General features: G+C 72.9%; 19 protein-coding genes. 9 read left to right on the top strand and 10 right to left on the bottom strand.

Annotation, left to right across the window (positions count from 1 at the left end):
* Positions 1 to 7: 7 nt before the first annotated feature.
* The gene (locus tag ACF09J_RS22220) at positions 8 to 481 is read right to left on the bottom strand and encodes a pyridoxamine 5'-phosphate oxidase family protein (RefSeq protein WP_392307153.1); all 474 of its coding nucleotides are present in this window, start codon (positions 479 to 481) and stop codon (positions 8 to 10) included.
* A 195-nt stretch (positions 482 to 676) separates the two neighbouring features.
* Here ACF09J_RS22220 and ACF09J_RS22225 point away from each other — a divergent pair, with 195 nt between their 5' ends.
* The 3 genes from ACF09J_RS22225 to ACF09J_RS22235 all read left to right on the top strand — a co-directional run bounded on the left by ACF09J_RS22225 (position 677) and on the right by ACF09J_RS22235 (position 3,745).
* Complete coding sequence (locus tag ACF09J_RS22225) at positions 677 to 1,477, top strand: class II aldolase/adducin family protein (RefSeq protein WP_392307154.1); 801 nt, start codon at positions 677 to 679, stop codon at positions 1,475 to 1,477.
* A gap of 217 nt (positions 1,478 to 1,694) precedes the next feature.
* On the top strand, positions 1,695 to 2,966 hold the full coding sequence (locus ACF09J_RS22230; protein ID WP_392307155.1) for a hypothetical protein: 1,272 nt from the start codon (positions 1,695 to 1,697) through the stop codon (positions 2,964 to 2,966).
* Positions 2,967 to 3,217: 251 nt separating this feature from the next.
* On the top strand, positions 3,218 to 3,745 hold the full coding sequence (locus ACF09J_RS22235; RefSeq protein ID WP_392307156.1) for a DoxX family membrane protein: 528 nt from the start codon (positions 3,218 to 3,220) through the stop codon (positions 3,743 to 3,745).
* A 1-nt stretch (position 3,746) separates the two neighbouring features.
* Here the strand turns inward: ACF09J_RS22235 and ACF09J_RS22240 are convergent, their stop codons facing one another.
* A complete protein-coding gene (locus tag ACF09J_RS22240) occupies positions 3,747 to 3,986 on the bottom strand; it encodes a hypothetical protein (protein ID WP_392307157.1) in 240 nt (79 codons plus the stop codon).
* A complete protein-coding gene (locus ACF09J_RS22245; RefSeq protein ID WP_392307158.1) occupies positions 3,973 to 5,676 on the bottom strand; it encodes a PspC domain-containing protein in 1,704 nt (567 codons plus the stop codon). Before ACF09J_RS22245 ends, ACF09J_RS22240 begins: the two co-directional genes overlap by 14 nt.
* Before the next feature lie 222 nt (positions 5,677 to 5,898).
* Between ACF09J_RS22245 and ACF09J_RS22250 the strand changes: the two genes are divergently transcribed.
* Both ACF09J_RS22250 and ACF09J_RS22255 read left to right on the top strand, forming a co-directional pair.
* Positions 5,899 to 7,188 carry a PspC domain-containing protein gene (locus tag ACF09J_RS22250; RefSeq protein WP_392307159.1) on the top strand — a complete coding sequence of 430 codons (1,290 nt, stop codon included), beginning with the start codon at positions 5,899 to 5,901 and terminating at the stop codon, positions 7,186 to 7,188.
* Positions 7,188 to 7,907: a LuxR C-terminal-related transcriptional regulator gene (locus ACF09J_RS22255; RefSeq protein ID WP_392307160.1), complete on the top strand. Its 720-nt coding sequence runs from the start codon at positions 7,188 to 7,190 to the stop codon at positions 7,905 to 7,907. Before ACF09J_RS22250 ends, ACF09J_RS22255 begins: the two co-directional genes overlap by 1 nt.
* Before the next feature lie 24 nt (positions 7,908 to 7,931).
* Here the strand turns inward: ACF09J_RS22255 and ACF09J_RS22260 are convergent, their stop codons facing one another.
* Positions 7,932 to 8,996 (bottom strand): NlpC/P60 family protein, encoded by a 1,065-nt coding sequence (locus tag ACF09J_RS22260; protein WP_392307190.1) that lies wholly within the window; start codon positions 8,994 to 8,996, stop codon positions 7,932 to 7,934.
* A 397-nt stretch (positions 8,997 to 9,393) separates the two neighbouring features.
* Between ACF09J_RS22260 and ACF09J_RS22265 the strand changes: the two genes are divergently transcribed.
* Positions 9,394 to 9,747 carry a hypothetical protein gene (locus tag ACF09J_RS22265; RefSeq protein WP_392307161.1) on the top strand — a complete coding sequence of 118 codons (354 nt, stop codon included), beginning with the start codon at positions 9,394 to 9,396 and terminating at the stop codon, positions 9,745 to 9,747.
* A gap of 3 nt (positions 9,748 to 9,750) precedes the next feature.
* Here ACF09J_RS22265 and ACF09J_RS22270 read toward each other — a convergent pair whose 3' ends face one another.
* Together ACF09J_RS22270 and ACF09J_RS22275 are read right to left on the bottom strand one after the other, a co-directional pair.
* A complete protein-coding gene (locus ACF09J_RS22270; protein ID WP_392307162.1) occupies positions 9,751 to 10,713 on the bottom strand; it encodes a tellurite resistance/C4-dicarboxylate transporter family protein in 963 nt (320 codons plus the stop codon).
* A 98-nt stretch (positions 10,714 to 10,811) separates the two neighbouring features.
* Positions 10,812 to 12,062, bottom strand: a complete 1,251-nt coding sequence (locus tag ACF09J_RS22275) for an NlpC/P60 family protein (protein WP_392307163.1) — start codon at positions 12,060 to 12,062, stop codon at positions 10,812 to 10,814.
* 259 nt (positions 12,063 to 12,321) lie between these two features.
* On the opposite strand from ACF09J_RS22275, the gene pcrA reads away from it, so the two are divergent.
* Positions 12,322 to 14,802, top strand: a complete 2,481-nt coding sequence (gene pcrA / locus ACF09J_RS22280; RefSeq protein ID WP_392307164.1) for a DNA helicase PcrA — start codon at positions 12,322 to 12,324, stop codon at positions 14,800 to 14,802.
* Between the two features lie 12 nt (positions 14,803 to 14,814).
* Here the strand turns inward: pcrA and ACF09J_RS22285 are convergent, their stop codons facing one another.
* Both ACF09J_RS22285 and ACF09J_RS22290 read right to left on the bottom strand, forming a co-directional pair.
* Positions 14,815 to 16,413: a M23 family metallopeptidase gene (locus tag ACF09J_RS22285; RefSeq protein WP_392307165.1), complete on the bottom strand. Its 1,599-nt coding sequence runs from the start codon at positions 16,411 to 16,413 to the stop codon at positions 14,815 to 14,817.
* 77 nt (positions 16,414 to 16,490) lie between these two features.
* On the bottom strand, positions 16,491 to 17,357 hold the full coding sequence (locus ACF09J_RS22290; protein WP_392307166.1) for an esterase/lipase family protein: 867 nt from the start codon (positions 17,355 to 17,357) through the stop codon (positions 16,491 to 16,493).
* 491 nt (positions 17,358 to 17,848) lie between these two features.
* On the opposite strand from ACF09J_RS22290, the gene ACF09J_RS22295 reads away from it, so the two are divergent.
* Positions 17,849 to 18,265, top strand: a complete 417-nt coding sequence (locus ACF09J_RS22295) for a cobalamin B12-binding domain-containing protein (RefSeq protein ID WP_392307167.1) — start codon at positions 17,849 to 17,851, stop codon at positions 18,263 to 18,265.
* 104 nt (positions 18,266 to 18,369) lie between these two features.
* Here the strand turns inward: ACF09J_RS22295 and ACF09J_RS22300 are convergent, their stop codons facing one another.
* Positions 18,370 to 19,998, bottom strand: a complete 1,629-nt coding sequence (locus ACF09J_RS22300; protein WP_392307168.1) for a DUF5691 domain-containing protein — start codon at positions 19,996 to 19,998, stop codon at positions 18,370 to 18,372.
* Positions 19,999 to 20,252: 254 nt separating this feature from the next.
* Complete coding sequence (locus ACF09J_RS22305) at positions 20,253 to 21,608, bottom strand: SWIM zinc finger family protein (RefSeq protein ID WP_392307169.1); 1,356 nt, start codon at positions 21,606 to 21,608, stop codon at positions 20,253 to 20,255.
* Between the two features lie 133 nt (positions 21,609 to 21,741).
* Here ACF09J_RS22305 and ACF09J_RS22310 point away from each other — a divergent pair, with 133 nt between their 5' ends.
* On the top strand, positions 21,742 to 22,893 hold the full coding sequence (locus ACF09J_RS22310) for an AAA family ATPase (protein WP_392307170.1): 1,152 nt from the start codon (positions 21,742 to 21,744) through the stop codon (positions 22,891 to 22,893).
* Positions 22,894 to 22,909 lie beyond the last annotated feature (16 nt).

Genomic DNA, 22,909 nt, shown 5'->3' on the forward strand with positions numbered 1-22,909 from the left:
CCCCGGTCTACGTCCGCCTGAGAGTGCGCACCGGCTCTTGAGGCCTCCAGACCTGGACGACCAGGAACGTGTCGTCCTCGACGCTGGTCCGTACGACCTCCGTCAGCTCGGTGCGGAAGAGGTGGAACGGCTGCGGCGGTTCCACCTCTTTCACATACGCGGCCTTCACCCCTGGCTCCTCCACCTCGATCGCCCGCCCGGCGATCCGCGCGTCACCGCCGGCCATCGCGGTGTCCGGCCCCGGGTTCGCCTGCAGCGCGAACCTCGGATCCCGGCGCAGGTCGAGCGCCTTGAGCGAGCCCGGCATCATGCCGAGCCACAGCTCGCCGTTCAGGAAGCGCACCTCGAGTCCTGCGGTGCGCGGTGAGCCGTCCTTGCGCAGGGTCACCAGGACGTGGTGCGGGAACGCCCCGAACCGCCGCTCGACGGTCTCGGCCAGGTCGGGTTCCGCGGCGGCGAAGGCCGCCCAGTTCGTCGCCATGCCCCGAGTGTGACGCTGATACCCGACATCCTCTGTCGGGGTTCGGCGGCAGCCGCCGCGCGGTCGGCGGCATTCGGCAGCGAGGGCGGGGGAGCCGGTGTGCTGCCCGGCATCTTCACCGCACGGCGCTCGTATCCCGGCCCGTTCGGCGGTAGCTTCCGGCCCGTACGTCGTCGATCCAGCGACGGAGGTCATATGCACGGCCCCACTCCCACCCCGCCCCCGCCCCTGCCCACCGAGAAGCTGCGGTTCGCGATGCCGCCGATGCACGAGTCGGTGGACGACGAACGCCGGTACCGCAAGGAGCGGCTCGCGGGCGCGCTGAGGATCTTCGGGCGGTACGGCTTCGAGGACGGCGTCTCCGGCCACATCACCGCCCGCGACCCCGAGTTCAGCGACTGCTTCTGGGTCAACCCCTTCGGGATGCCGTTCAAGCACGTCACCGTGAGCGACCTGGTCCTCTCCAACCAGACCGGGCAGGTGCTCCAGGGCCGCCACCACGTCAACCAGGCCGCGTTCACCGTGCACGCCCAGGTGCACGCCGCCCGCCCGGACGTCGTCGCCGTCGCCCACTGCCACTCCGTGCACGGCCGCGCCCTGGCGGCGCTCGGTGAACTCCTGGACCCGATCACCCAGGAGAGCTGCGCCTTCTACGAGGACCACGCCGTCTACGGCTCCTACACGGGTGTCACCGTCGACGTGGAGGAGGGCCGCCGGATCGCGGCCGCGCTGGGCTCGCGCAAGGCGCTGGTGCTGCGCAACCACGGGCTGCTGACCGTCGGCGACTCGGTGGACGCCGCCGCCTGGTGGTTCCTGGCCATGGAACGCTCCTGCCAGGTCCAGTTGACCGCCCGGGCGGCGGGCCGGCCGGTCCTGATCGACCACGAACCGGCGGCCGCGACCCGGGAGCAGCTCGGTGGCGACCTGGTGGCGTGGATCAACTACCAGCCCCTGTGGCAGGACATCAGCCGCAGCGAACCCGACCTGCTGACCTGAACCACTTCGGCGCGCTGGACACATCGGGACATCCCGCCCTCCCCACGGGGATTCCCGCAGCCGGGCGCAGCCGGGTCAACACGGCGCTGCCGGCTTCACCCGCGTTGACCGGACCTGACGAATGCGAGCGGGGCGGCATAGGGCACAATTCGCTTTCTGCATAGGGGTGTTGTTGTCGCGGCCGGGCCGCGGGATCCGGGGAAGGCGGGCGTCGGGCGTGGCGGTGCAGGAGGCGAGAGGCGGCGTGGGCGCCCATGGAGGCGGCTGCACCTGCGGGGACTGCCCGCACGGGGCGCGTGCGGGACACCGGCAGGCCGTTGCCGCGTTCCTTCTCAAGCGGGACGAGTTCGCCGCTGGCCACGGCCTGCCGGCGGCCGTGGCGCACTCGGCGTCGGCCTCCCGGCAGTGGGTCTCGGAGGAACTGACGCAGTCGGCGCAACTCGTCGCGGAGCGCGGGCGGGCCGAGGGCGAGGCCTGGCTGGCGCGGCTGTGGCGCTGGACGGCGTACACGGTGTGGGCGGCGGTCGTCCTGTTGCTTCTGGTGCAGGCGCTGACGGCGGTGGGGGCGGGCTGGAGCACCGCCCGGACGGCGGGACTGCTGGCTGCCGTTCTGGTGGCCGGGGCGCTGACGGCCGCTTCCTGGCTCCACCGGGCGCGCGGCGGGGCGCTCGCCCCGGTCATCGGCGAGGACAACCGGCTGTCCACATCCCGAGCGGTGGCCGCCGGGTGGGTGCTCTTCGTCGCGTACGCGGTGCTGGTGCTGGCGGGCCGGCTCGCCGCGGCCTCGGACCACACCGAGCGCGACGCCCTGATCGCCGGTCTTGACCTGGCCCGTGGCGCCGGTGTGGTCACCGTCCTCGCCGTGGTGTGCGGAATCGCGGTCCTGGTGCGGCGGGTGGTCGGGCTGCGGGTGCTGGGGCAGCGGCTCCAGAAGGTGCGCGCGGACCGGCCGCGGGCGGCCGACCTGCTGACCGACGACGCGGGACGGGGTTCCTTCACGGACATCCAGTACGTGGTCATCAGCGGCGTCGCGCTGGCGTTCGCCGCGGTGCGCCTGGCCCGGCGCCCCGACCAACTGCCCGACCTGCCATGGGGCCTGGCGGTGGTGGTGCTGGTGTCGGCGGCGACCTACCTGGCGGGCAAGTACGCCGACGGCGGCCGGCCGGTCGTCCTGTCGGTGGTCCGGGCCCGGGAGGCCGGGGACCTGGACGCGCCGATCCGGACCGGCGACGACATCGAGATCCGGGGCGCGGGGCTCGTCCCGCCGGGTGCGCAGGGAGCCGACCGGCTGGCCCGTATGAGGGTCCGCATCGGCCCGGTCAACGTGCATGTCCCCCTGGTCCCGGTCGCGGGCGGCTTCAGCAACCCCACGGACACGGCACTGACCGTGCCCGTCCCGGCGGACGTGGAGCCGGGCCGGGTCGAGGTGCAGGTGGTCACGGCGGCAGGCGTGGAGACGAACCGGTACACGATCGACGTGACGGAGTGACGGGACAGCGGAGAAAGGGGACAGGGGAGAAACGGGACAGGGTAGGACTGGATGACGGCGGGCGACACCTCCGGCGGATCGGGTGGGGACGTTTTGTGGAGGGCCGTCAGCACCCCGAGTCCTTGGGGCGCATGAGCCGAAGTCACACGGAAGCCGGAAAAACCTCCCCGTCGGATTGAGCGGGCCCTGCCTCGCATACGTATGGTCGATCGAGGGGAACATACGACGGCGGTGAGAGGCGGCTCGCAGCGATGACCCACGTTCGTACGGACACCCGGACCATGCAGACGGACCCGAGCCGAACCTGGCGGGACACAGCGTCCCGCTACGCCCTCCTGCCCCTCCGTGTCTTCCTGGGCGTCACCTTCGTCTACGCCGGTCTCGACAAGCTCACCTCCAGCGGCTTCATGCAGGACACCGGTGCCGGGTCGATCGGCGAGACGATGCGCGCGGTCCGCGACTCCTCCGCCGTCCCGGCCCTGGTCGACCTGGCCCTGAAGAACCCGGTCGGCTTCGGCTACGGCATCGCCTTCGCCGAACTGGCCGTCGGCCTCGGCACCCTGATCGGCCTGCTCGGCCGTCTGGCCGCGCTCGGCGGCGCGCTGATCTCCCTCAGCCTGTGGCTCACGGTCAGCTGGGCCACCACCCCCTACTACTACGGCAACGACCTCGCCTATCTGATGGCCTGGCTGCCCCTCGTCCTCGCAGGCGCCCCGGTGCTCTCCGCCGATGCCGCGCTGCGGGCGCGGCGACGGCACCGGGCGGGGGAGTACCGATAGCTCAGCCGGGCCCTCCCGTCCCCGCCCCGCCGAGGGGCCGGCGGGCGGCCCGGCCCCTGCGAACGGCCCTGTTCACCACCGCCGCCGCACCGCCCAGGCACAGGCCGCCGACGATCATGGGGACCAGCAGGAACCACTGGACGTGCCAGGCGCCGGCCGCGTCTCCCGCGTAGACCACGCCCGCGCCGGTGAGGGCGAGCCCGGACACCAGCTTCCCCGGCTGGAACTCATGGCGCAGCACGGCTCACCTCCGCCTGTCCCATGCCGACGTGGAGCTTGAGGTCCACGGTCCCCGCGTTCTTGCCGCCCACGGTCGCGGGCAGCGTGACCTGCTGGTGCCGGCCCGGAGCCACGTCCACGTCCTGTGAGGAGTCGCCCGGCAGCTGGATGTCGCCGAGCCCCACCTCGATGTTCGCCCGCACGGTCACACCCGCGGGCACGATCACCCGCAGCCGGCCCGCGCCCACCTGCGCCTTCGTCGTCACCGTCGCTCCCTTGCCGAGGTGTATCCGGGTCAGGTCCAAGGTGCCCTCCCCGGTGCCGAGGCGGTACTCGGGCCGCACGTCCGCCGTCGCCGCGGGCTGCCAGGTGCGCTGCCCCCACTGCGTGGTGATGTCCTTCGGAAGCGCCGTGGAAGCGGCGAGCAGCGCCGCGGTGATCAGGGCCAGCAGTATCGAACCGATGCCCGTCCGCCCCAGGAACGCGCTCACCGCTATGCCCAGGCCGAAGACCGCGAGCGCGCAGGCAAGACCGGCCTGGAGGCTGGTGCCCAGGGCGTGGGCGTCCCAGGTCAGGCGGGAGCCGAGGGCCCCGGCGGCCAGGGCCAGCAGGAACACCCAGCCGCCGATCCCGTGCGGGCGGGGCGGCCCGGTGCGCACGGGACGTGTGTACGCGTCCCGGGGCGTGCCGCTGTGCGCGCCGAAGCCGATGTTGACGGCAGCGGCGACATCACGACCATCCCGGCCGTACCGGTCGCCCGCGTCGCGGGGACCCCACAGATAGCCCGTGCCTCCGACGTGCGTGCCGTCCTTGACGATCGGGTCGCGCCACCAGGAGGCGTGGATGGCGGGCACCGGCGGTGCCTGCGCTTCCGGCGGGGCGTCGGCGGCGGCCTGGGCGGCCAGCGGGTCGGGACTGTGGGCGCCGCGGTGCTGCGACCAGTACCCGGCGCCGGCGAGGAGCAGGGACAGGACGATGCCGAAGGTCAGCACGCTGCCGTTGCCCAGCATGGAGAGGAAGACCCCGCAGCCGACCAGCGCGAACAGCACGGCCGCGAGCGCCGGTCCGTCCACCCGGCCGGTGAGGAGCTTGCGCACCTCGTTCTCGTCCTCGTCGTCGTACGGGACGAAGAGCCAGGCGAAGCCGTAGAAGATGAGACCTATGCCGCCGGTCGCCGCCAGCACGGCCAGCGTGATCCGGAAGATCACCGGGTCCATGTCGCACTGCCGGCCCAGGCCGGCGCAGACGCCGCCGATCATCCGGTGCGCCCGGTGCCGCCGGAACTTCGGCACGCCGTCGGTGCCGTCCGATCCGGTCTCGGCCCCGAGCTGCGCCCCGGCAGGGGTACCGGCTCCCAGGTGCGCCCCGGCAGCGGTGTCGCCCCCGGGCCGCCCCCCGGCAGCCGTGTCGGTTCCCGGGCGCGCCCCGGCAGCGGTGCCGGCTCCCGCCGTCCCGGTCTCCGGCCCGCTGGCCGGGTTCCGGTGTTCGGCCGCCCCCGTCGTGCCCGCCACGCTCTCCCCTCCCGTCCCGTCGGCCGATCCCGGCCGTTCGTCCGTGTGCGGCGCGCCCGGCTGTCCGGGCGCCCGCGCCTGCTCCCTCTCACCCACACCCGCACCCGCGCCGGGCACGGCGTCCCGTGGCCCGGTGCCCGGGGACGGGCCCGGGCCGGAGCCGGGCTCCGGACCCTTCGCGGCGTGCCGGTGATGCGTCATGCGTCCATGGTGACGGGCGTGCGGCCGTGGCGGGAGCCGGGACGACCCTGGGCGAACCCTGATTCGCCCCTGAGCCGTGTCCGGGGATGCGTTCGACCGGCCCGCCGGGCCGCGGCCCAAGGTCCCTCCCAAGGGCAGGTTCGAGGGCAGGTCGAAGATCAGGGGAGTCTAGGGGGCGGACCCTGATGTCCCCGCACCGCCGGGCGTGTGACCATCAATGGCATGCCGGAAGCCGCAGCAGCGCCCCTCGACGACCCGCGGCCGCCGCGCAAGCTCTACCGCAGCAGCGACGGACGCTGGCTCGGCGGAGTGGCGCGGGGCCTCGCCGGGCACCTCGGGCTGCCCGTCGTCTGGGTGCGGCTGGTCTTCGTCGGCCTGTTCATGGCCGATGGGCTCGGCGCGCTGGTGTACGCGGCCTTCTGGTTCTTCGTGCCCCTCGGCGTCGGCGGCGTCGGCGACCAGAAGCCGCCGTCCCTCGTCACCACCGAGACCTCGCCGGACGGCCGCCGCAGAATCGTCGCCCGCAAGCCGGACAAGGGCCAGATCGTCGCCCTGCTCCTCATGGTCGTCGTGGCGATGGTCTTCGTCGGCAGCATCAATCCGGGCAACGGCGCGAAGGCCTACCTCCTGCCGGCCGTCCTGGTCGCGGCGGGCGTGGCCCTCGTCTGGCGCCAGGCGGACAACGCCCGCCGGGCTCGCTGGGTCGAGGTCGGCCGCCGCCGCCGTACGCTCACCCTGGCCCGCGCCTGTGCGGGTGTCCTGCTGGTCACGGCCGGTGTCTCCGCCATCTTCGTGATGCAGGGGTCCGCCGCCCATCTCGGCTCGGTCCTCCAGGCGGCGCTCGCCGTCCTGGTCGGGATAACCCTGCTCGCCGGCCCCTACCTCGTGCGCATGACCCAGGACCTCTCCGAGGAGCGCCTGATGCGCATCCGCGCCCAGGAGCGGGCCGAGGTCGCCGCCCACGTCCACGACTCGGTGCTGCACACCCTGACCCTGATCCAGCGCAACGCGGAGAATGCGGGCGAGGTGCGCCGCCTCGCCCGAGCCCAGGAGCGCGACCTGCGCGCCTGGCTCTACAAGCCGGAGGGCAACGGCAAGGACGAGGCCGACGAACCGGCCACCCTCGCCGAGGCGGTCAAGCGCAACGCCGCCGAGGTCGAGGACAAGCACGGTGTCCCCATAGAGGTGGTCGTGGTCGGCGACTGCCCGCTCGACGACCGGATCGGCGCCCAGATGCAGGCCGCGAGGGAAGCCATGGTGAACGCCGCCAAGTACGGTGGCGAGGGCGGCGCCGTCCAGGTCTACGCCGAGGTCGAGGGCAGGACCGTCTTCGTGTCCGTCCGGGACCGCGGACCCGGCTTCGACCTCGACGCGATACCCGCCGACCGGATGGGCGTCAGAGAATCGATCATCGGCCGTATGGAGCGCAACGGGGGGACGGCCCGGCTGCGGGCCGTGCCGGACGGCGGCACGGAGGTCGAGCTGGAGATGGAGAGGGCGGAGAACACGTGATGAGCGACCCGACCGAGGCGAACGGTACGGCGGGAGCGGAGACGGCGGGGGCGGGCGGGCGGCATGTGCGCGTGGTCCTCGTCGACGACCACCGCATGTTCCGCACCGGGGTCCAGGCCGAGATCGGCCAGACCGAGCAGACGGGCGTGGAGGTCGTCGGTGAGGCCGCGGACGTCGACCAGGCGGTCACGGTCATCACCGCGACCCGGCCCGAGGTGGTTCTGCTCGACGTCCACCTCCCCGGGGGCGGCGGGGTGGAGGTGCTGAGGCGCTGCGCCGCGCTGACCGCCGACACCGAGCGGCCCGTCCGCTTCCTCGCGCTGTCCGTGTCGGACGCGGCGGAGGATGTGATCGGCGTGATCCGTGGCGGAGCGCGCGGCTATGTGACGAAGACGATCACGGGCGCCGACCTGGTCGACTCGATCTTCCGGGTCCAGGAGGGCGACGCCGTCTTCTCCCCGCGCCTGGCGGGCTTCGTCCTCGACGCCTTCGCCTCCACCGACGCCCCGCCGGTCGACGAGGACCTCGACCGTCTCACCCAGCGCGAGCGCGAGGTGCTGCGCCTCATCGCCCGCGGCTACGCGTACAAGGAGATCGCCAAGCAGCTCTTCATCTCCGTCAAGACGGTGGAGTCCCACGTCTCCGCGGTGCTGAGGAAGCTCCAGCTCTCCAACCGCCACGAGCTGACCCGTTGGGCGACGGCACGCCGGCTGGTGTGACATCCGGAGGACCCGGAAGACCCCTCATGCCACCCGGGTCGCCCCCGCGAACGGCATCTGGTCGATCGGGGCCAGGCGGACCGGGGCCGAGGGGTTCGGGGCGTGGATCATCCGGCCGTTGCCGACGTAGATGCCGACGTGGCTGACGCCGGAGTAGAAGAACACCAGGTCACCGGGGCGCAGCGCGGAGCGTGGGACACGGCGGCCCGCGTTGATCTGGGCGTAGCTGGTGCGGGGCAGCGCGACCCCGGCGGAGCGATAGGCCGCCTGGATCAGGCCAGAGCAGTCGAAGGCGTCGGGACCGGTCGCGCCCCACACATAGGGGCTGCCGAGCTTCCGGTAGGCGTAGGCGACGGCCGCCGCCGCGCGGGCACCGGGGGCGGTGACCGACGCCGGGTCGCCGAGGAGCGGGTCCCGGGCGCCGTTGCCGTGGCGGGTCGCGCGTTCCGTGTCACCGCCGTGGCCGATCGCCGCGCGCTGTTGCGGGGACAGTCCCGCCAGCAGCCGCCGGGCCTCGTCCAGTTTGCCGGTGACCATCTTCTTCTGCCGCCGCAGTTCCGCCTGCCGTGACCTGAGCGAGGTCAGCTCGATACGCGCGTCGCCACGCAGCCGGCCGATCTCCCGCAGCTGCCGGCGCACGTCGGACACGGCGGCCGTCTGCCGGACGCCCGCCCGCTCGGTGAACTCGGCCCCGTCCAGGTACTGCCGGGGGTCGTCGGACAGGAGCAGCTGCACCACGGGGTCGATGCCGCCGTCCCGGTACTGTGCCGCGGCGACCGTGCCCAGTGCGTCGCGGGCGGAGTTCAGTTTCTCCTGCCTGCGAGCGGCCTCGTCGCCCAGTGCATTCAGCCGCTTCTCGGCCGTGTCCGCCTTCTCCTTGGCGCCGTCGTACTTCTCGGTGGCGGTCTCCGCCTCCCGGTAGAGCCTGTCCACCGTGGCCTTGATCTGCTCCGGCGCCGGACGCGGGGCGGCTTGCCCGGTGCCGTCGAAAGCGGTCGCCGTCGCGGCGCCCGCGAGGGCGATCGTGGCGGCCGTACGGACGGTGCCACCGCCTCGCGAGCGCTGTCGGAGCCTGCGGTGCGCTGCCACGTGGAGCGTCACGTCCCTTCTGCCGGCCACGGAGGCGGGGTCCTGGTCCGGCGGCGGGCCGCACAGGGGAGCAGCCCGCCGCCGGACCTCTCGGCGGTGGTGTCCGGCCGCCGCCCCTGGCCCGGGCGGCGGTGAAGCCGGTCACCTGGGGGAGGAGCTAAGCCGCTCGGTGAGAGCCGGGTGAGGTCATGTACGGAAGTGGCGTCAGGGGATCGCGGTGTGACCGTATGTGACCGTGATCCCGTTCCGGGAACGCCGCCTTCGCGTGCTGCGATGATCGATACGGGGGTTTCCGGGGCATTCGGGCCGGGCGAGGTGCTATGGGTCGCATATATGCGGGCCCCCCGGGACGGGCCGGTGAGGGGGGCGGGCAGGCCGCTGGTTAGGCTCCCGAGCCATGGACGTACTCATCCATCTCTTCGTCGGCCTGCACATCGTCGGTATCGCCGCACTGCTCGGCGGCTTCCTCACCCAGATGAAGGCGATAGGCCGGGGCACGGCCCGGTTCGTGCCGGCGATGCTGCACGGCGCGCTGACCATGCTGGTCACCGGCGCGATCCTGGTCGGCCTCAACCAGGCCCAGGGCTACCACGTCGACAACATCAAGATCGGCGTGAAGCTGGCGCTGCTGATCGTGATCCTCGGCCTCGTCTACGTCAAGCGGGACGACGAGAAGGTGGACAAGAGCCTGTTCGGCCTGGTGGGCCTGCTCACCACGGCGAACATCTTCATCGCCGTGTTGTGGACGTGACGGTCAGCGCAGCGCCGTGAGCTCCGTGCGCGCGTCCAGGACCGCGCCCGCGGCGACGGCCAGCCACGCCGCCACCGCGATCCACAGGAGCACCTCCCCGAGCCCCCCCGACGGGACGTTCGCGGCGGTCGCGACGGACAGGCTCGCCGCCGCCGTCATGCCCATCGGGAACACCGTCGACCAGCGGCGCACGTCGTAGCGCGGCCGGGGCCGAACCAGTTCGGCGACGACCAGGACGGCGTACCAGCACAGGTCGAGCACGAGGAGCGCCAGGGTCACCGTCCGCAGGACACCGCTGTCGTCGCTGTCCCACAGGTACCTGCCCGAACCGACGGTGATCAGCCGCGCGCCGGCGAGTGCCGAGATCGCCAGGGCTCCGCCCGCGATCCAGTGATCCCCGTGCCCCTCGAGCAGTTGCCTCAGGTCGAAGCAGCACAGCGCGAAGACGTACAGCGCGAGGCCGATCCAGAACAGCACCAGCGCGGCGTACGCCGGCCAGTCCGCACCCTGCGCCTTGGCCAGCGTGGCGGCGAGCACGGCCAGGCCCTCGGTCGCCACGCAACTCAGGAACACCGCTCCGGGCATGGGCCGTCGGGAGTTGCGGACCACCAGCACCAGCAGCCCCGGCCACAGCACGAAGGCGAGCGCGAGCAGCGCCTCCGCGAGGGTCTGCCACCCCAGCGCCGAGAAGCGGGTCCCGAGCACGGTCGTCGCCGCGACGGCGGTGAGGGCGCCCGGCGTCCCGGCATCCTTCATCCACCGCGCCCGGTCGCCCAGCAGTCGCAGGACGAAGTCCGCCGCCAGCGTCAGCCAGGCGAAGCAGGCCACCGCGAGGATCACGCGGGACGGCAGTTCGTAGCCCGTCATGTGCAGGGCGACCGACACGATGCCGGTGGCCATCACGGCGGCACCGGCCGCCGGTGGGCGCTGCGCCAACCAGGCGCGCAAGGGTGAGGTGCCGGGCATGGCCCGATGCTAAGGAGCGTCGCGCGCCCATGCGCGGGGCGCGCGCGGGTGCCTGCAAAAACCGCCCGCCGACAGCCGCCGGACAGGGCGCGCCGCCCTCAGGCCGGCCGCACCACCCGCCGTACCGCCGATGCGCCGTCGTGGTGGACGGGCTCCTCGCGGACGCGGTCGCCGGGCCTCGGCGCGTGGATCAGCACGCCCTCACCGGCGTAGAGGCCGACGTGCTCCGCGTCCTCGAAGAAGGCGAAGAAGACCAGGTCGCCGGGCCGGGCCTCGGAGAGCGGGACCGCCGTACCGGCCTGGGCCTGGTCGCGGGCGGCGCGGGGCAGCGTGACGCCCGCGGCCTTCCAGGCGGCCTGTGTAAGGCCGGAGCAGTCGTACGACCCCGGACCCGCCGCCCCCCACACATATGGTTTGCCGATCTGCTCACGGGCGAAGGCGAGGGCCTGGTCGGCCCTGGACGCCACCGCGAAGCCGAACGCCTGCCTCGGGAACACACCGGCCGCCTGCTCCGGGGGCATGGGGATGCTGGGTGTCTGTCCTGTGGGGGTGCCGGGTGCCTGCTCCGGGGGCAGGCCGGGTGTCTGTCCCGGGGACACGTCAGCCGCCTGTCCCGGGAACACGTCAGCCGTTTGCCCCGGAAACACTCCGGTCGGGGCCCCGGGGGCCGCGACGTCGTCCTGGGGAGGGGAGGCAGTGGGGTTCTGCGCGTTCTTCGCCGTCTGCGGCCGCGGCGCCGGCTCGGTCGCGGGCATCGCCTCGTGCGCATGGTGCGCCGACAGCAGCACGCGCGCGTGTGCCAGCTTCCGCTGGACGGCCGCCTTGGCCGCCGCGATGTCGTGCTGCGGCTCGGTCGGCGCGGGAGTCGCCGTGACCGTGGTCCCGGGCGCGGGCGGCTGCGCACCGGGGCCGTCGGCCAGGCTTTCGCGGCGTGCGTTCAGGCGGCTGATCAGCTGGGCCTGGTCGAAGTAGCCCTGCGGGGTCTCGGTGAGCAGCAGGGCGGCGGTCTCGGGGGTGCCGTCACCGTTGCGGTTCGGGGCCGCCGCGAAGGAACCGAGCATCTCGCGCGCCCTGCCGAGCATGTCGGTGCGCCTGGCGACGTCGTCGAGGAGTGCGGCGACCAGCCCGCGCTGCCTCGCCCCCTTCTTCTGGGCGCCGCCCTTCTCTGCGCTGTCCTTCTCCGCGCCGCCCTTCTCTGCGGCGCCCTTCCGTGCGGTGGACGACCCCGCCCGGCCGTACAGGTAGTCGAGCTTCCTCTCGACCTCCTCCGGGCTCGGCCCGGCGCCGTCCGCCCCGCGCGTGCCAGGTCCGGACGCAGCGGCGGGCCGCGTGTTGCTGTGCGACGCCAAGGGAGGCGACTCCTTCCATCGTCCGCCCGGCGGTCGGCCGTCGAGGGCGGGTGGATTGCGCGGAGGCCGCGTCGTCAGGCGAGTCCCCCGGTGACGATCATGCGGTCCGACCGCACGCTAACCAACTTGTGTGGCGTGTGTGAAGGTTGGTGCGCGGTATGTCCGATACGTTTTCGTGACCTTCGTCTCGGCCCGTCGAACAGGGATCTTTCCGGTGCGGCCACGGGTTGTCGGTGGGGCGCCCTAGACTCGTAGAGCGATGAGCAGCCTCTTTGACGACAGCTTCCTGGCGGATCTCCAGGCCCCCCGCGGCCACGAGGAAGAGCCCCCGCCGCCGCCCGAGGACGATCACGCTCCGGAGCCGGTTCCGGACGATCTGTTCGGCGGGAAGTTCGACGCGCCCCCGGACCGTGACGCCTACTACCGCGACGGCGCCCACCGGCCGGTCGTGGACCCGGCCGCGCTCCTGGAGGGGCTGAACGACAACCAGCGCGCCGCCGTCGTGCACTCCGGCGCCCCGCTGCTCATCGTGGCCGGCGCCGGCTCCGGCAAGACCCGTGTGCTCACGCACCGGATCGCGTACCTGCTGGCCGAGCGGGGCGCCCACCCCGGCCAGATCCTGGCGATCACCTTCACCAACAAGGCCGCCGGCGAGATGAAGGAGCGCGTCGAGCAGCTCGTCGGGCCGCGCGCGGGCGCGATGTGGGTGATGACCTTCCACAGCGCGTGCGTGCGCATCCTGCGCCGGGAGAGCAAGAAGCTCGGCTTCACGTCCTCCTTCTCGATCTACGACGCCGCCGACTCCAAGCGCCTGATGGCCCTGGTCTGCCGTGACCTGGACCTCGACCCCAAGCGCTACCCGCCCAAGTCGTTCAGCGCCAAGATCAGCAACCTCAAGAACGAGCTGATCGACGAGGAGGACTTCGCCGCCCAGGCGACCGACGGCTTCGAGAAGACCCTCGCCCAGGCCTACGCCCTGTACCAGTCGCGGCTGCGCGAGGCCAACGCACTCGACTTCGACGACCTGATCATGACGACGGTCAACCTGCTGCGCGCCTTCCCGGACGTCGCGGAGCACTACCGTCGCCGCTTCCGGCACGTCCTGGTCGACGAGTACCAGGACACCAACCACGCGCAGTACGCCCTGGTGCGGGAACTGGTTGGCACCGCCGAGCATCCCGTGGACGTACCGCCGGCCGAGGACGACCTGCGCCCGGCCGAGCTGTGCGTGGTCGGTGACGCCGACCAGTCGATCTACGCCTTCCGCGGCGCGACCATCCGCAACATCCTCCAGTTCGAGGAGGACTACCCGGACGCGACGACGATCCTGCTGGAGCAGAACTACCGCTCCACGCAGACGATCCTGTCCGCCGCCAACGCGGTCATCGAGCGCAACGAGTCCCGCCGCCCCAAGAACCTGTGGACCAACGCCGGCGCGGGCGCCCGCATCACGGGTTACGTCGCCGACACCGAGCACGACGAGGCGCAGTTCGTCGCCGACGAGATAGACCGCCTCACGGACGCGGGCGAGGCCAAGGCCGGCGACGTCGCCGTCTTCTACCGCACCAACGCCCAGTCCCGTGTCTTCGAAGAGATCTTCATCCGCGTCGGCCTGCCCTACAAGGTCGTCGGCGGCGTCCGCTTCTACGAGCGCAAGGAGGTCCGGGACGTCCTGGCCTACCTGCGGGTCCTGGCCAACCCCGAGGACTCCGTCCCGCTGCGTCGCATCCTCAACGTGCCCAAGCGGGGCATCGGCGAGCGCGCCGAGGCGATGATCGACGCACTCGCCCAGCGGGAGAGGATCAGCTTCCCGCAGGCGCTGCGCCGCGTCGACGAGGCGTACGGCATGGCCGCGCGCTCCACGAACGCGGTCAAGCGGTTCAACACGCTGATGGAGGACCTCCGCACGATCGTCGAATCGGGCGCCGGACCGGCCACGGTCCTGGAGGCGGTCCTGGAACGCACCGGCTACCTGGGCGAGTTGCAGGCCTCCACCGACCCGCAGGACGAGACCCGGATCGAGAACCTCCAGGAACTCGCCGCCGTCGCCCTGGAGTTCGAGCAGGAGCGCGGGGAGGGTGAGCCGGTCGCGCTGTCCGACTTCCTGGAGCAGGTCGCCCTGGTCGCCGACTCGGACCAGATCCCGGACGAGGAGGACGGCGACGGCGTCATCACGCTGATGACCCTGCACACCGCCAAGGGCCTGGAGTTCCCGGTGGTCTTCCTGACCGGCATGGAGGACGGCGTCTTCCCGCACATGCGGGCCCTCGGCCAGGCCAAGGAGCTGGAGGAGGAGCGGCGCCTGGCCTACGTCGGCATCACGCGCGCGCGGGAGCGGCTGTACCTGACCCGCTCGGCGATGCGCAGCGCCTGGGGCCAGCCGTCGTACAACCCGCCCTCCCGGTTCCTGGAGGAGATCCCGACGACGCACGTGGACTGGAAGCGTACGGGCGGCTCGGGCTTCGCGTCCTCCGGTCCGGCGTCCTCGGTGGCGGCCTCGCTGTCCTCGTCCCGATCCCGCTCGTCGGCGTCCGGCGCCTCGGGCTTCGCCACCCGCCGTACCTCGGAGAAGCCGGTGGCGGCCCTCGCCGTCGGAGACCGGGTCACGCACGACCAGTTCGGCCTGGGCACGGTGGTCGCCGTCGCGGGCACGGGCGACAAGGCACAGGCGACGATCGACTTCGGCGACGACAAGCCCAAGCGGCTGCTGCTGCGGTACGCGCCGGTGGAGAAGCTGTAGCTGGAGCGGGGGCTACGTCGGGTCGAGGCCGTGGCTGCGCAGCCACGGCAGCGGGTCGATGGGCGCCCCGCCCGCGGGCCTGACCTCGAAGTGCAGGTGCGGGCCGGTGGAGTTGCCGGAGTTCCCGGAGTACGCGATGGGCTCTCCGGCCTTCACCGTCGTACCGGAGGGGACCCGGTAGCTGGAGAGGTGGCAGTACCACGTCTCCGTGCCGTCCATCGCGGTCACGATCATCATGTTGCCGTAGGCGCTGTTCCACTGCGTGCGGACCGTGCCGTCGGTGGCGGCCAGCACCGAAGTCCCGTACGACACGGGGAAGTCGATACCGGTGTGCACGGACATCCAGTTCACGCCGGCCTGGCCGTAGTAGGCGCTGAGGCCCCTCTGGAGGACGGGGACGGCGAACTTGGGGCGCAACCGCTCCAGACGGGCCGCCTCCTCCGCCGCCTTCTTCTTCTCGGCGTCCTGCTGTGCCTTGAGGTCGATGCGTTCCTGGTACCGGCTGGCCCGGTCGGCGAAGTCGTTCGCCCCCGCGGACAGGCTCTGCAACTGGGTGTCCAGCTTGTTGTTGGCGGTGGACGCTTTGACCGGGTGCGCGTCGGGCATGGCCGCCGCGTTGTCCTTGCCGTCCTCGGTCAGTCCGCCCACGGAGGCGGCGGCGATTCCGGCGACCCCCATCACGCAGACCGAGGGCACGGCGACCGTGAGCAGTGCGGAGCGCTTGGCCGGGCTGCGGCGCCGGGAACGGCTCGCGGCGCGGGAGGCCGCTCGCGGGGCGGGGGGCGCGACGGGCGTGACTTCTTCCTCGTCGTCGAGCAGCGGCGGGGCCGCGTCCGGCTCGACGGTGACGGCCGGTTCCTCTTCGGCCAGGTCGCCCTGCGGCTGGTGCGTTTCGTGCGTTTCGTGCGTCTCGGACGTGTCGACGTTCTCGGTGACGGTCGTGGTGTCGTCGCCGTTCCACTGCGTGGCGTCGTACGCGCCAGTGTCGAAGGCCTGCGCGTTCCAGTCCCACTGCTGGGTGGCGTCGGCGGCGGGCGTCTGCTCCGGCTGGAGCCAGGTGTGCGCGTCCCACTGGCCGCTGGTGTCGACCGGTGCGGACTGCGGTGGGACGAAGGCCAGTTGCTGCTGGTAGCCCGTGGCCCAGGCGGTGGTGTCGTACGCGCCGGTGTCGTACGCGCCGGTGTCGTAGGCGGTGTGGTGCTGGGCCGCGTACGGGTCGTAGTTCGCGCTCTGGTGGCCGTTCGCGGACCAGCCGGCGGTGTCGTACGAACCCGTGGTGTGCGCCTCGCCGGCCGTGAAGCCGTCGTGGAGCGGGTCGGCGGCGTAGTTCGCCGGGGCGTACGTGCCGGTGTGGAAACCGGTGGCGCCGTAGTCGCCGTAGGTGGTGAAGTCGCCGTACGCGGCTTCCTGTCCGTCGTACGACGCGTAGGGCGTCGAGGCGGCATCGGAGGCCGGAGCCGGGGCGGTCGCGCTCCCCGGCGGGTGACGGTCGTTCACCAACTTCTCTTTCGCCTCGACAACAGGGGCTGGCAGAGCAGTGCGGCGACTGTACCCGGCGGTACGAGGGCGCGACAATCTTCCGCTGGTTTCCCCGAGGCGGGAAACGGGCATTCAGCCGTGTTTCGGCGGTGTGTGGAGACGGCTTTAACTTTGTGTTCGAGTTTCGTTCGATCTCAGGAGGTCGGCCGTCAGGCGACGGTCACTCCGCCGGCGCGCTCGGCGGTCGGGTCGCCGGGCCGTGCGGTGTCGAGGACCTGCCGTATCCCGGTCGCCACTGCGGGGTGCAGCGGCAGGGCGAGATGTCCGATTCCGCTCACCTGGACGTTCTCCACCTTCAGGTCGGGGTGGTGGATGCAGGCCGACTCCAGCGGATCCATCAGGTGGTCGAGGTCGCTCCAGAAGCTGACGAAGTGCGTACTGCAGCCCGGCGCCGGGCGTGACAGCTCCTCGATCAGCTCGGAACCGGGGCGCATCTGCCGCACGATCGGATGGGCGTTGGCCAGCGGCGCGACCCGGGTGCCGGAGTGCGGGGTGCCGAGGGTGACGAGGGTGCGGACCCGCAGGTCGCCGCCGAGCCGCTGCACGTAGTAGCGGGCGATCAGTCCGCCGAGGCTGTGCCCGACGACGTCGATCTGCCTGCTGCCGGTGCGCTCGCAGATCTCCTCTATGTGCCGGCCGAGCAGTTCGGCGGCGGTGCGGATGTCGCAGGTCAGCGGCGAGTAGTTCAGGGACTCCACCCGCTGCCTGCCGTGCTGGGCGAGGCTGCGGCGCAGCAGGACGAACACCGAGCGGTTGTCGATGAACCCGTGCAGCAGCACGACCGGCGGCTTGGCCTCGGTCGGCAGCTGGGCGGCGCCGCCGGGCTTCGGGACCGCGCCGGAGGCGCCGCGGCGCTCCTGGACGATGCCCGAGGGATAGAGCAGGAGATGGCCCGCGAGGATCGCGAGCTCCAGGGCGGTCGCCTTCAGCAGAGCCAGTGAGAGCCCCGCCAGCCTGCACGGCAGCAGGCACCGGCAGAGCGGGAGAATGGGGTCCGCGACCCTGGTGACCTTCATGGCCGACCTCCTGTCGGCACGCTGGAGGACGGCCCTGTCCCCCGTGTGCCCTCGTGGGCAGTCGCGGCGGGTGCGGCCGGCCGGGCGGGCTTCGCGCTGCCGTGCCCCACCGGTACCGGGTGCCCTTTCTGCCCTCGCCGATACGTCGCACCACCGCGGCGCGCGGCCTGCGGCGCGGTGGTGCGGCGACCTCGTTGCGGCTCCCGTCGTGTCTGCTCCCGCAGTGGTCCGCGCGCCGCGGCACGGGAGAGCGGCGCTCGGGCCGCGCGGACGGGGAACGATGCGCGGCCTGCGGGTCCCCCCTGCCCGGTGAACTCGGGGGAGTGTCCCACCATGTGATTTCCCCCTCCCTCTGCGTCGTGAAACTGCCGGGTGCGGGATGCTGGCGATAACGTTCGTTCACTTCCCCGGCCGGTGTGGTGCGGGGTGTCCGTGCCGCGAGTGCGGTACTTGTCGGTACGGATGGATGTAGTCGCTTCATGGAGGCAGTGATGGGTGTGGCAGCCGGTCCGATCCGCGTGGTGGTGGCCAAGCCGGGGCTCGACGGCCACGATCGGGGCGCCAAGGTGATCGCGCGGGCCCTGCGCGACGCCGGTATGGAGGTCATCTACACCGGGCTCCACCAGACCCCGGAGCAGATCGTCGACACGGCGATCCAGGAGGACGCCGACGCGATCGGTCTGTCCATCCTCTCGGGCGCGCACAACACGCTGTTCGCCGCGGTGATCGAACTGCTCGGGGCGCGCGACGCGGAGGACATCGTCGTCTTCGGCGGCGGCATCATCCCGGAGGACGACATCCCGCCGCTCAAGGAGAAGGGTGTCGCCGAGATCTTCACCCCGGGCGCGACCACCCAGTCGATCGTCGACTGGGTCAGGGCGAACGTCCGTCAGCCCGCCGAGGCGTAGGGGCCCCGGCGGCTCCCGCGGAATCTCCCGCCTCGGGCCGGGTGCGAGCGGCCCGTCCTGGGGGCACGGCCCCCAGGGAGACCCGCCGTCACCCGGAGCGGTGCTCAGCCGGCCCGCGCCGCCTCCAGTTCCTCGGCCATGGCGGAGCGCAGCCGCAAGGTCGTCACCAGCCGCTGGAAAGCCTCCGCCCAGTACCCTCCGGCCCCCGGCGACGCGTCCTCCGCCTCGTCCGGAACCGCCAGCAGCCCGTCGAGCCGACTCGCCTCCGCGGGATCCAGGCACCGCTCGGCAAGCCCCATCACTCCACTGAAACTCCATGGGTAACTCCCTGCGTCCCGCGCGATGTTGAGCGCGTCGACCACCGCCCGCCCGAGCGGTGCCGCCCACGGCACCGCGCAGACCCCGAGCAGTTGAAACGCCTCGGGCAGCCCGTGCGCCGCGATGAATCCGGCCACCCAGTCGGCCCGCTCGGCGGCGTCCAGCGTGCCGAGCAGTTTGGCTCGCTCGGCCAGGGACACCGCTCCGGGACCGCCGGCGTCGGGGGCGGCGGGCGGACCGAGCAGCGCCCGAGCCCACTGTGCGTCCCGCTGCCGCACCGCCGCCCGGCACCAGGCGGCGTGCAGTTCGCCCTGCCATCCGTCCGCGACCGGCAGGGCCACGATCTCCCGCGGTGTGCGCCCGCCCAGCCGTCCGGGCCAGGTGCCGAGCGGTGCCGCCTCCACCAACTGGCCGAGCCACCAAGATCGTTCACCTCGCCCCGCCGGAGCCTTGGGGGCGATCCCGTCGCGCTCCATGGCCGAGTCGCACTCGTGCGGCGCCTCGACGGCGAGCGTCGGGGTCCCGCGCATGTGGTCGACGGCCACGCAGGAGCCGGCCCGGGCCGCCATGCGCGCGGCGAGCGCCGATCCGGGCAGCGCCGAGAGCAACTCCGCGGCCGTGGACCGTACATTGCGGCTGCGGTCGGCGAGGGCGTGCTCCAGGAACGCCTCGTCGTCCGGGCCGAGCCCTGTCCGCAGTGAGTCGAGGAACATCAGCCGGTCCTCGGCCCGCTCACCGGCCCAGGAGCCGGCGAGCAGCTCGCGTGCGGCCCCGGGCCTGCGCGCGCGTATCGACGCCAGCAGTGCGACCCGCTCCGCGAACAGGCCCTCCTCCCACAGCCTGCGGACGCGGTCGGCGCCCTCGGGGCCGGCCGGCGCGGCGGCGGAGCCCTGGGCCGCTCGCAGGGCGAACCGCCAGTCCGGGTTCAGCCCCGCCAGCCACAGTGCGCGCGGTCCGCCGAAGGCCAGTGCGGCCGGGCGCAGGTCCGTACGGCCGCGAGCGGCGTCGAGCAGGGCGGGCAGCGCCTCCGGGGGTGGGGCGTACCCGTGGGCGTTCGCCGCCGCGAGCCATTGGGGCAGCAGTTCCACGAGGTCCGGTGCCGTGCCCCTGCGGCCGCCCGCCGTACCGGGCCGGTCGGCCAGCAGCATGGCGAGCCTGCGGGCCGCGGCCGCGGGCAGCGGCGGACGCGGATCCTGCGGTGCGGGCTCCGGGCGCCGGCCCGCCGGCGCGGGGCGCAGCCCCGCACGCCGCCGCACGGTCTCCACGGCCGCCGCGTCGAGCAGCGCCACCGGCGCCGTCCGTCCGGGCGCGCCGACCGGGGGCGTGCGCCGGTCCGTGCCGAGCAGGGCGGTGGTGACCAACTCCTCCCAGGCGCCCGTGGCGGGCGCCTCCGGCGGGGTGGAGGTCCTGATCATGAGCTTCCTTTCCGTGGCCGGCTGCCCGGGAGTGGTTGAAGGGTCACATGGACCGGGTTTCCCCTGGGGTGGAACAAATGCCTGGTGCTGAAGAGAAAACATATTCAGATGGGATACTCTCTGACATTTTGCGCCTTTTGGGTGAGAGGTTCCCGCTGTGGCCGCAGTGCCCCGGGTAGTGCGGTGACGTCACTCCTTTGCCGGACATTCCAAGCCTGCTGCCAGGGGTGATGTCACGGATGGTTGATAAAACGTCAGCACAGCGTCACCATCCCTCCTTCGCCCTGCGGCCAGGCGGTCAACGGGGTGAAGCCCCGGTGGCCGCACTCGCCGAAGACCGTGACCGGCGCGCCGCCCGACAGGGCGACCAGCCGCCACAGACCCGGACGCGCACGGGCCGCGCGAGTGACTGGCAGCGCGGAGTCGGAGGCGGCGTCGGCCAGCTGCCAGGACTCGCCGTCCGGGATCGGCACCACCTCCGCCAGCGTCACCGGAACCGACTCCACCCACGGGTCGTCCCGCAACGCAGCGCCGTAGCGGGCGGCCGCCTGCGCCGTCGTCACACCGGGCGGACGGACCCGGGTGGGGGCCGGGGGCGCGAACCGCTCGCCCAGGGCCGCCCGCGGCTGTCCCGCGCCCGGATAGGAGGCCACGTCCGCCTCCAGGGCCAGGCCCACCGGCAGCGCGAGCTCCGGGGCCCGGCCCGCCGCGCCGTAGGAGAGCAGCAGAGCCGTACGGCCGGAGCCGGCGCCGTGCAGCCAGATCCTGCGCGTGGTCAGCCTCGCGTCCTCGGTGTCGTACTGGGCGAGGACGAGCCAGCGGTCCCGCACCGCGGGCCCGTCCGCGGCGACGGGCAGCCCAACCCGGGAACGGACCGTCGCCGACAAACTCTCCGGCAGTCGCTCGCGGCCCAGCCAGCCCTGGCCCAGCAGGTGCAGCAGCGCGCACTCCTCCAGCAGCCGCACCGGCCAGCCCGGTCCCGACGACGGCACGGCCCCCAGCTCCCGTACCCGTCCCGCCAGCCCGGGTGCCTGCGCGTCGACCATGCGGGCCGCCGTCTCCTCCCACAGCCCGTACCCCGCCTGTTCGGCCGGGGCCAGACCGCCGCGCAGCAGGTCGGCCAGGCGCTGCTCCAGCTCCGTCACTCCCGCGCTGATCCGCTCGGCCCGGCGCTCCGCCCTGCGCAGCGCCGCCCGGGGATCAGCGGCACCGGAGGCCGGGCCCGCGGCCCCGTCCGACCGCTCGCGCGCCGTCCGCTCCCCGCGCGCCGCCAGCCACTGCCCGGCCCAGTCGGGAGCCTGCCCGGACGGCACCGCGCCGTGGCCGCCCGCCCACAGCAGCAGCAGGCCGAGCGCGTGCTTGCACGGGAACTTCCGGCTCGGACAACTGCACTTGTACACCGGTCCGGCACTGCCCGTCAGGTCGACGACCGTCCGGTACGGCGTGCTGCCACTGCCCTTGCACAGTCCCCACACCGCCCCCTCTTCGGAACACCCCGCCTCGGACCACGGCCCGGCCGCGCCGAGTTTGCTCCCCGCTTTGCGCGACGCGGTGTCAGGCGCCAGTGCCAGCACCTGGTCCGCGCTCCAGCGCACCCCCTGCTGAGTCATGTCGTCGACGGTAGGTCCTGCCACTGACAATCGGCCTGGCGAGCGTGTCCGCGCAGGTCAGAACGCATTGTCAGTGCCGTGGTGCACGGTTGGTGACAGATCCGAACCGGCCGAGCTGGAGGGGGCCTCAGCCATGTCTGTGTCCGTCGAACCGACACCCGTCGAAGTGCGCCAGAACCACTCCGCGCCCGCGAACACACCGGAGGCGCAGACGCTGCGCCCGCACGCCGAACAGGCCTTCGCGGCCGAGCTGGCGGCGCTCGCCGCACACGACGACCGTCCGCGCCCGGCCCGCTGGAAGCTGTCGCCGTGGGCCGTCGCGACCTACCTCCTCGGCGGCACGCTGCCGGACGGCACCGTGATCACACCGAAGTACGTGGGCCCCCGCCGCATCGTCGAGGTCGCGGTCACCACCCTCGCCACCGACCGCGCCCTGCTCCTGCTCGGCGTGCCGGGCACCGCGAAGACGTGGGTCTCCGAGCACCTGGCCGCGGCGGTCAGCGGTGACTCGACCCTGCTGGTGCAGGGCACGGCCGGCACCCCGGAGGAGGCGATCCGCTACGGCTGGAACTACGCCCGGCTGCTGGCGCACGGCCCGAGCCGTGACGCCCTCGTGCCCAGCCCGGTCATGCGGGCCATGGCGCAGGGCATGACCGCCCGGGTCGAGGAGCTGACCCGCATCCCGGCCGACGTGCAGGACACGCTGATCACGATCCTGTCCGAGAAGACCCTGCCGATACCGGAGCTGGGCGAGGAGGTGCAGGCGGTCCGCGGCTTCAACCTGATCGCCACCGCCAACGACCGCGACCGCGGCGTCAACGACCTGTCGAGCGCCCTGCGCCGCCGGTTCAACACGGTGGTGCTGCCACTGCCGGAGAGCCCCGAGGCCGAGGTCGGCATCGTCGCGCGCCGCGTCGACCAGATCGGCCGCTCCCTCGACCTGCCGGGGGTCCCGGACGGGGCCGACGAGATCCGCCGGGTCGTGACCGTCTTCCGCGAACTGCGCGACGGCGTCACCACCGACGGCCGGACGAAGCTGAAGTCGCCCAGCGGCACCCTGTCCACCGCCGAGGCGATCTCGGTGGTCACCGGCGGCCTCGCGCTGGCCGCCCACTTCGGCGACGGCGTGCTGCGGGCCGGTGACGTGGCCGCCGGCATCCTCGGCGCCGTCGTCCGCGACCCGGCGGCCGACCGCGTCGTCTGGCAGGAGTACCTGGAGACCGTCGTCCGCGAGCGCGACGGCTGGAAGGACTTCTACCGGGCCTGCCGGGAGGTGAGCGCGTGAGCGGCACCGGACGGCC

The sequence above is a fragment of the Streptomyces sp. NPDC014889 genome (assembly GCF_043081205.1).
In the GTDB taxonomy this organism is placed as follows: Bacteria; Actinomycetota; Actinomycetes; order Streptomycetales; family Streptomycetaceae; genus Streptomyces.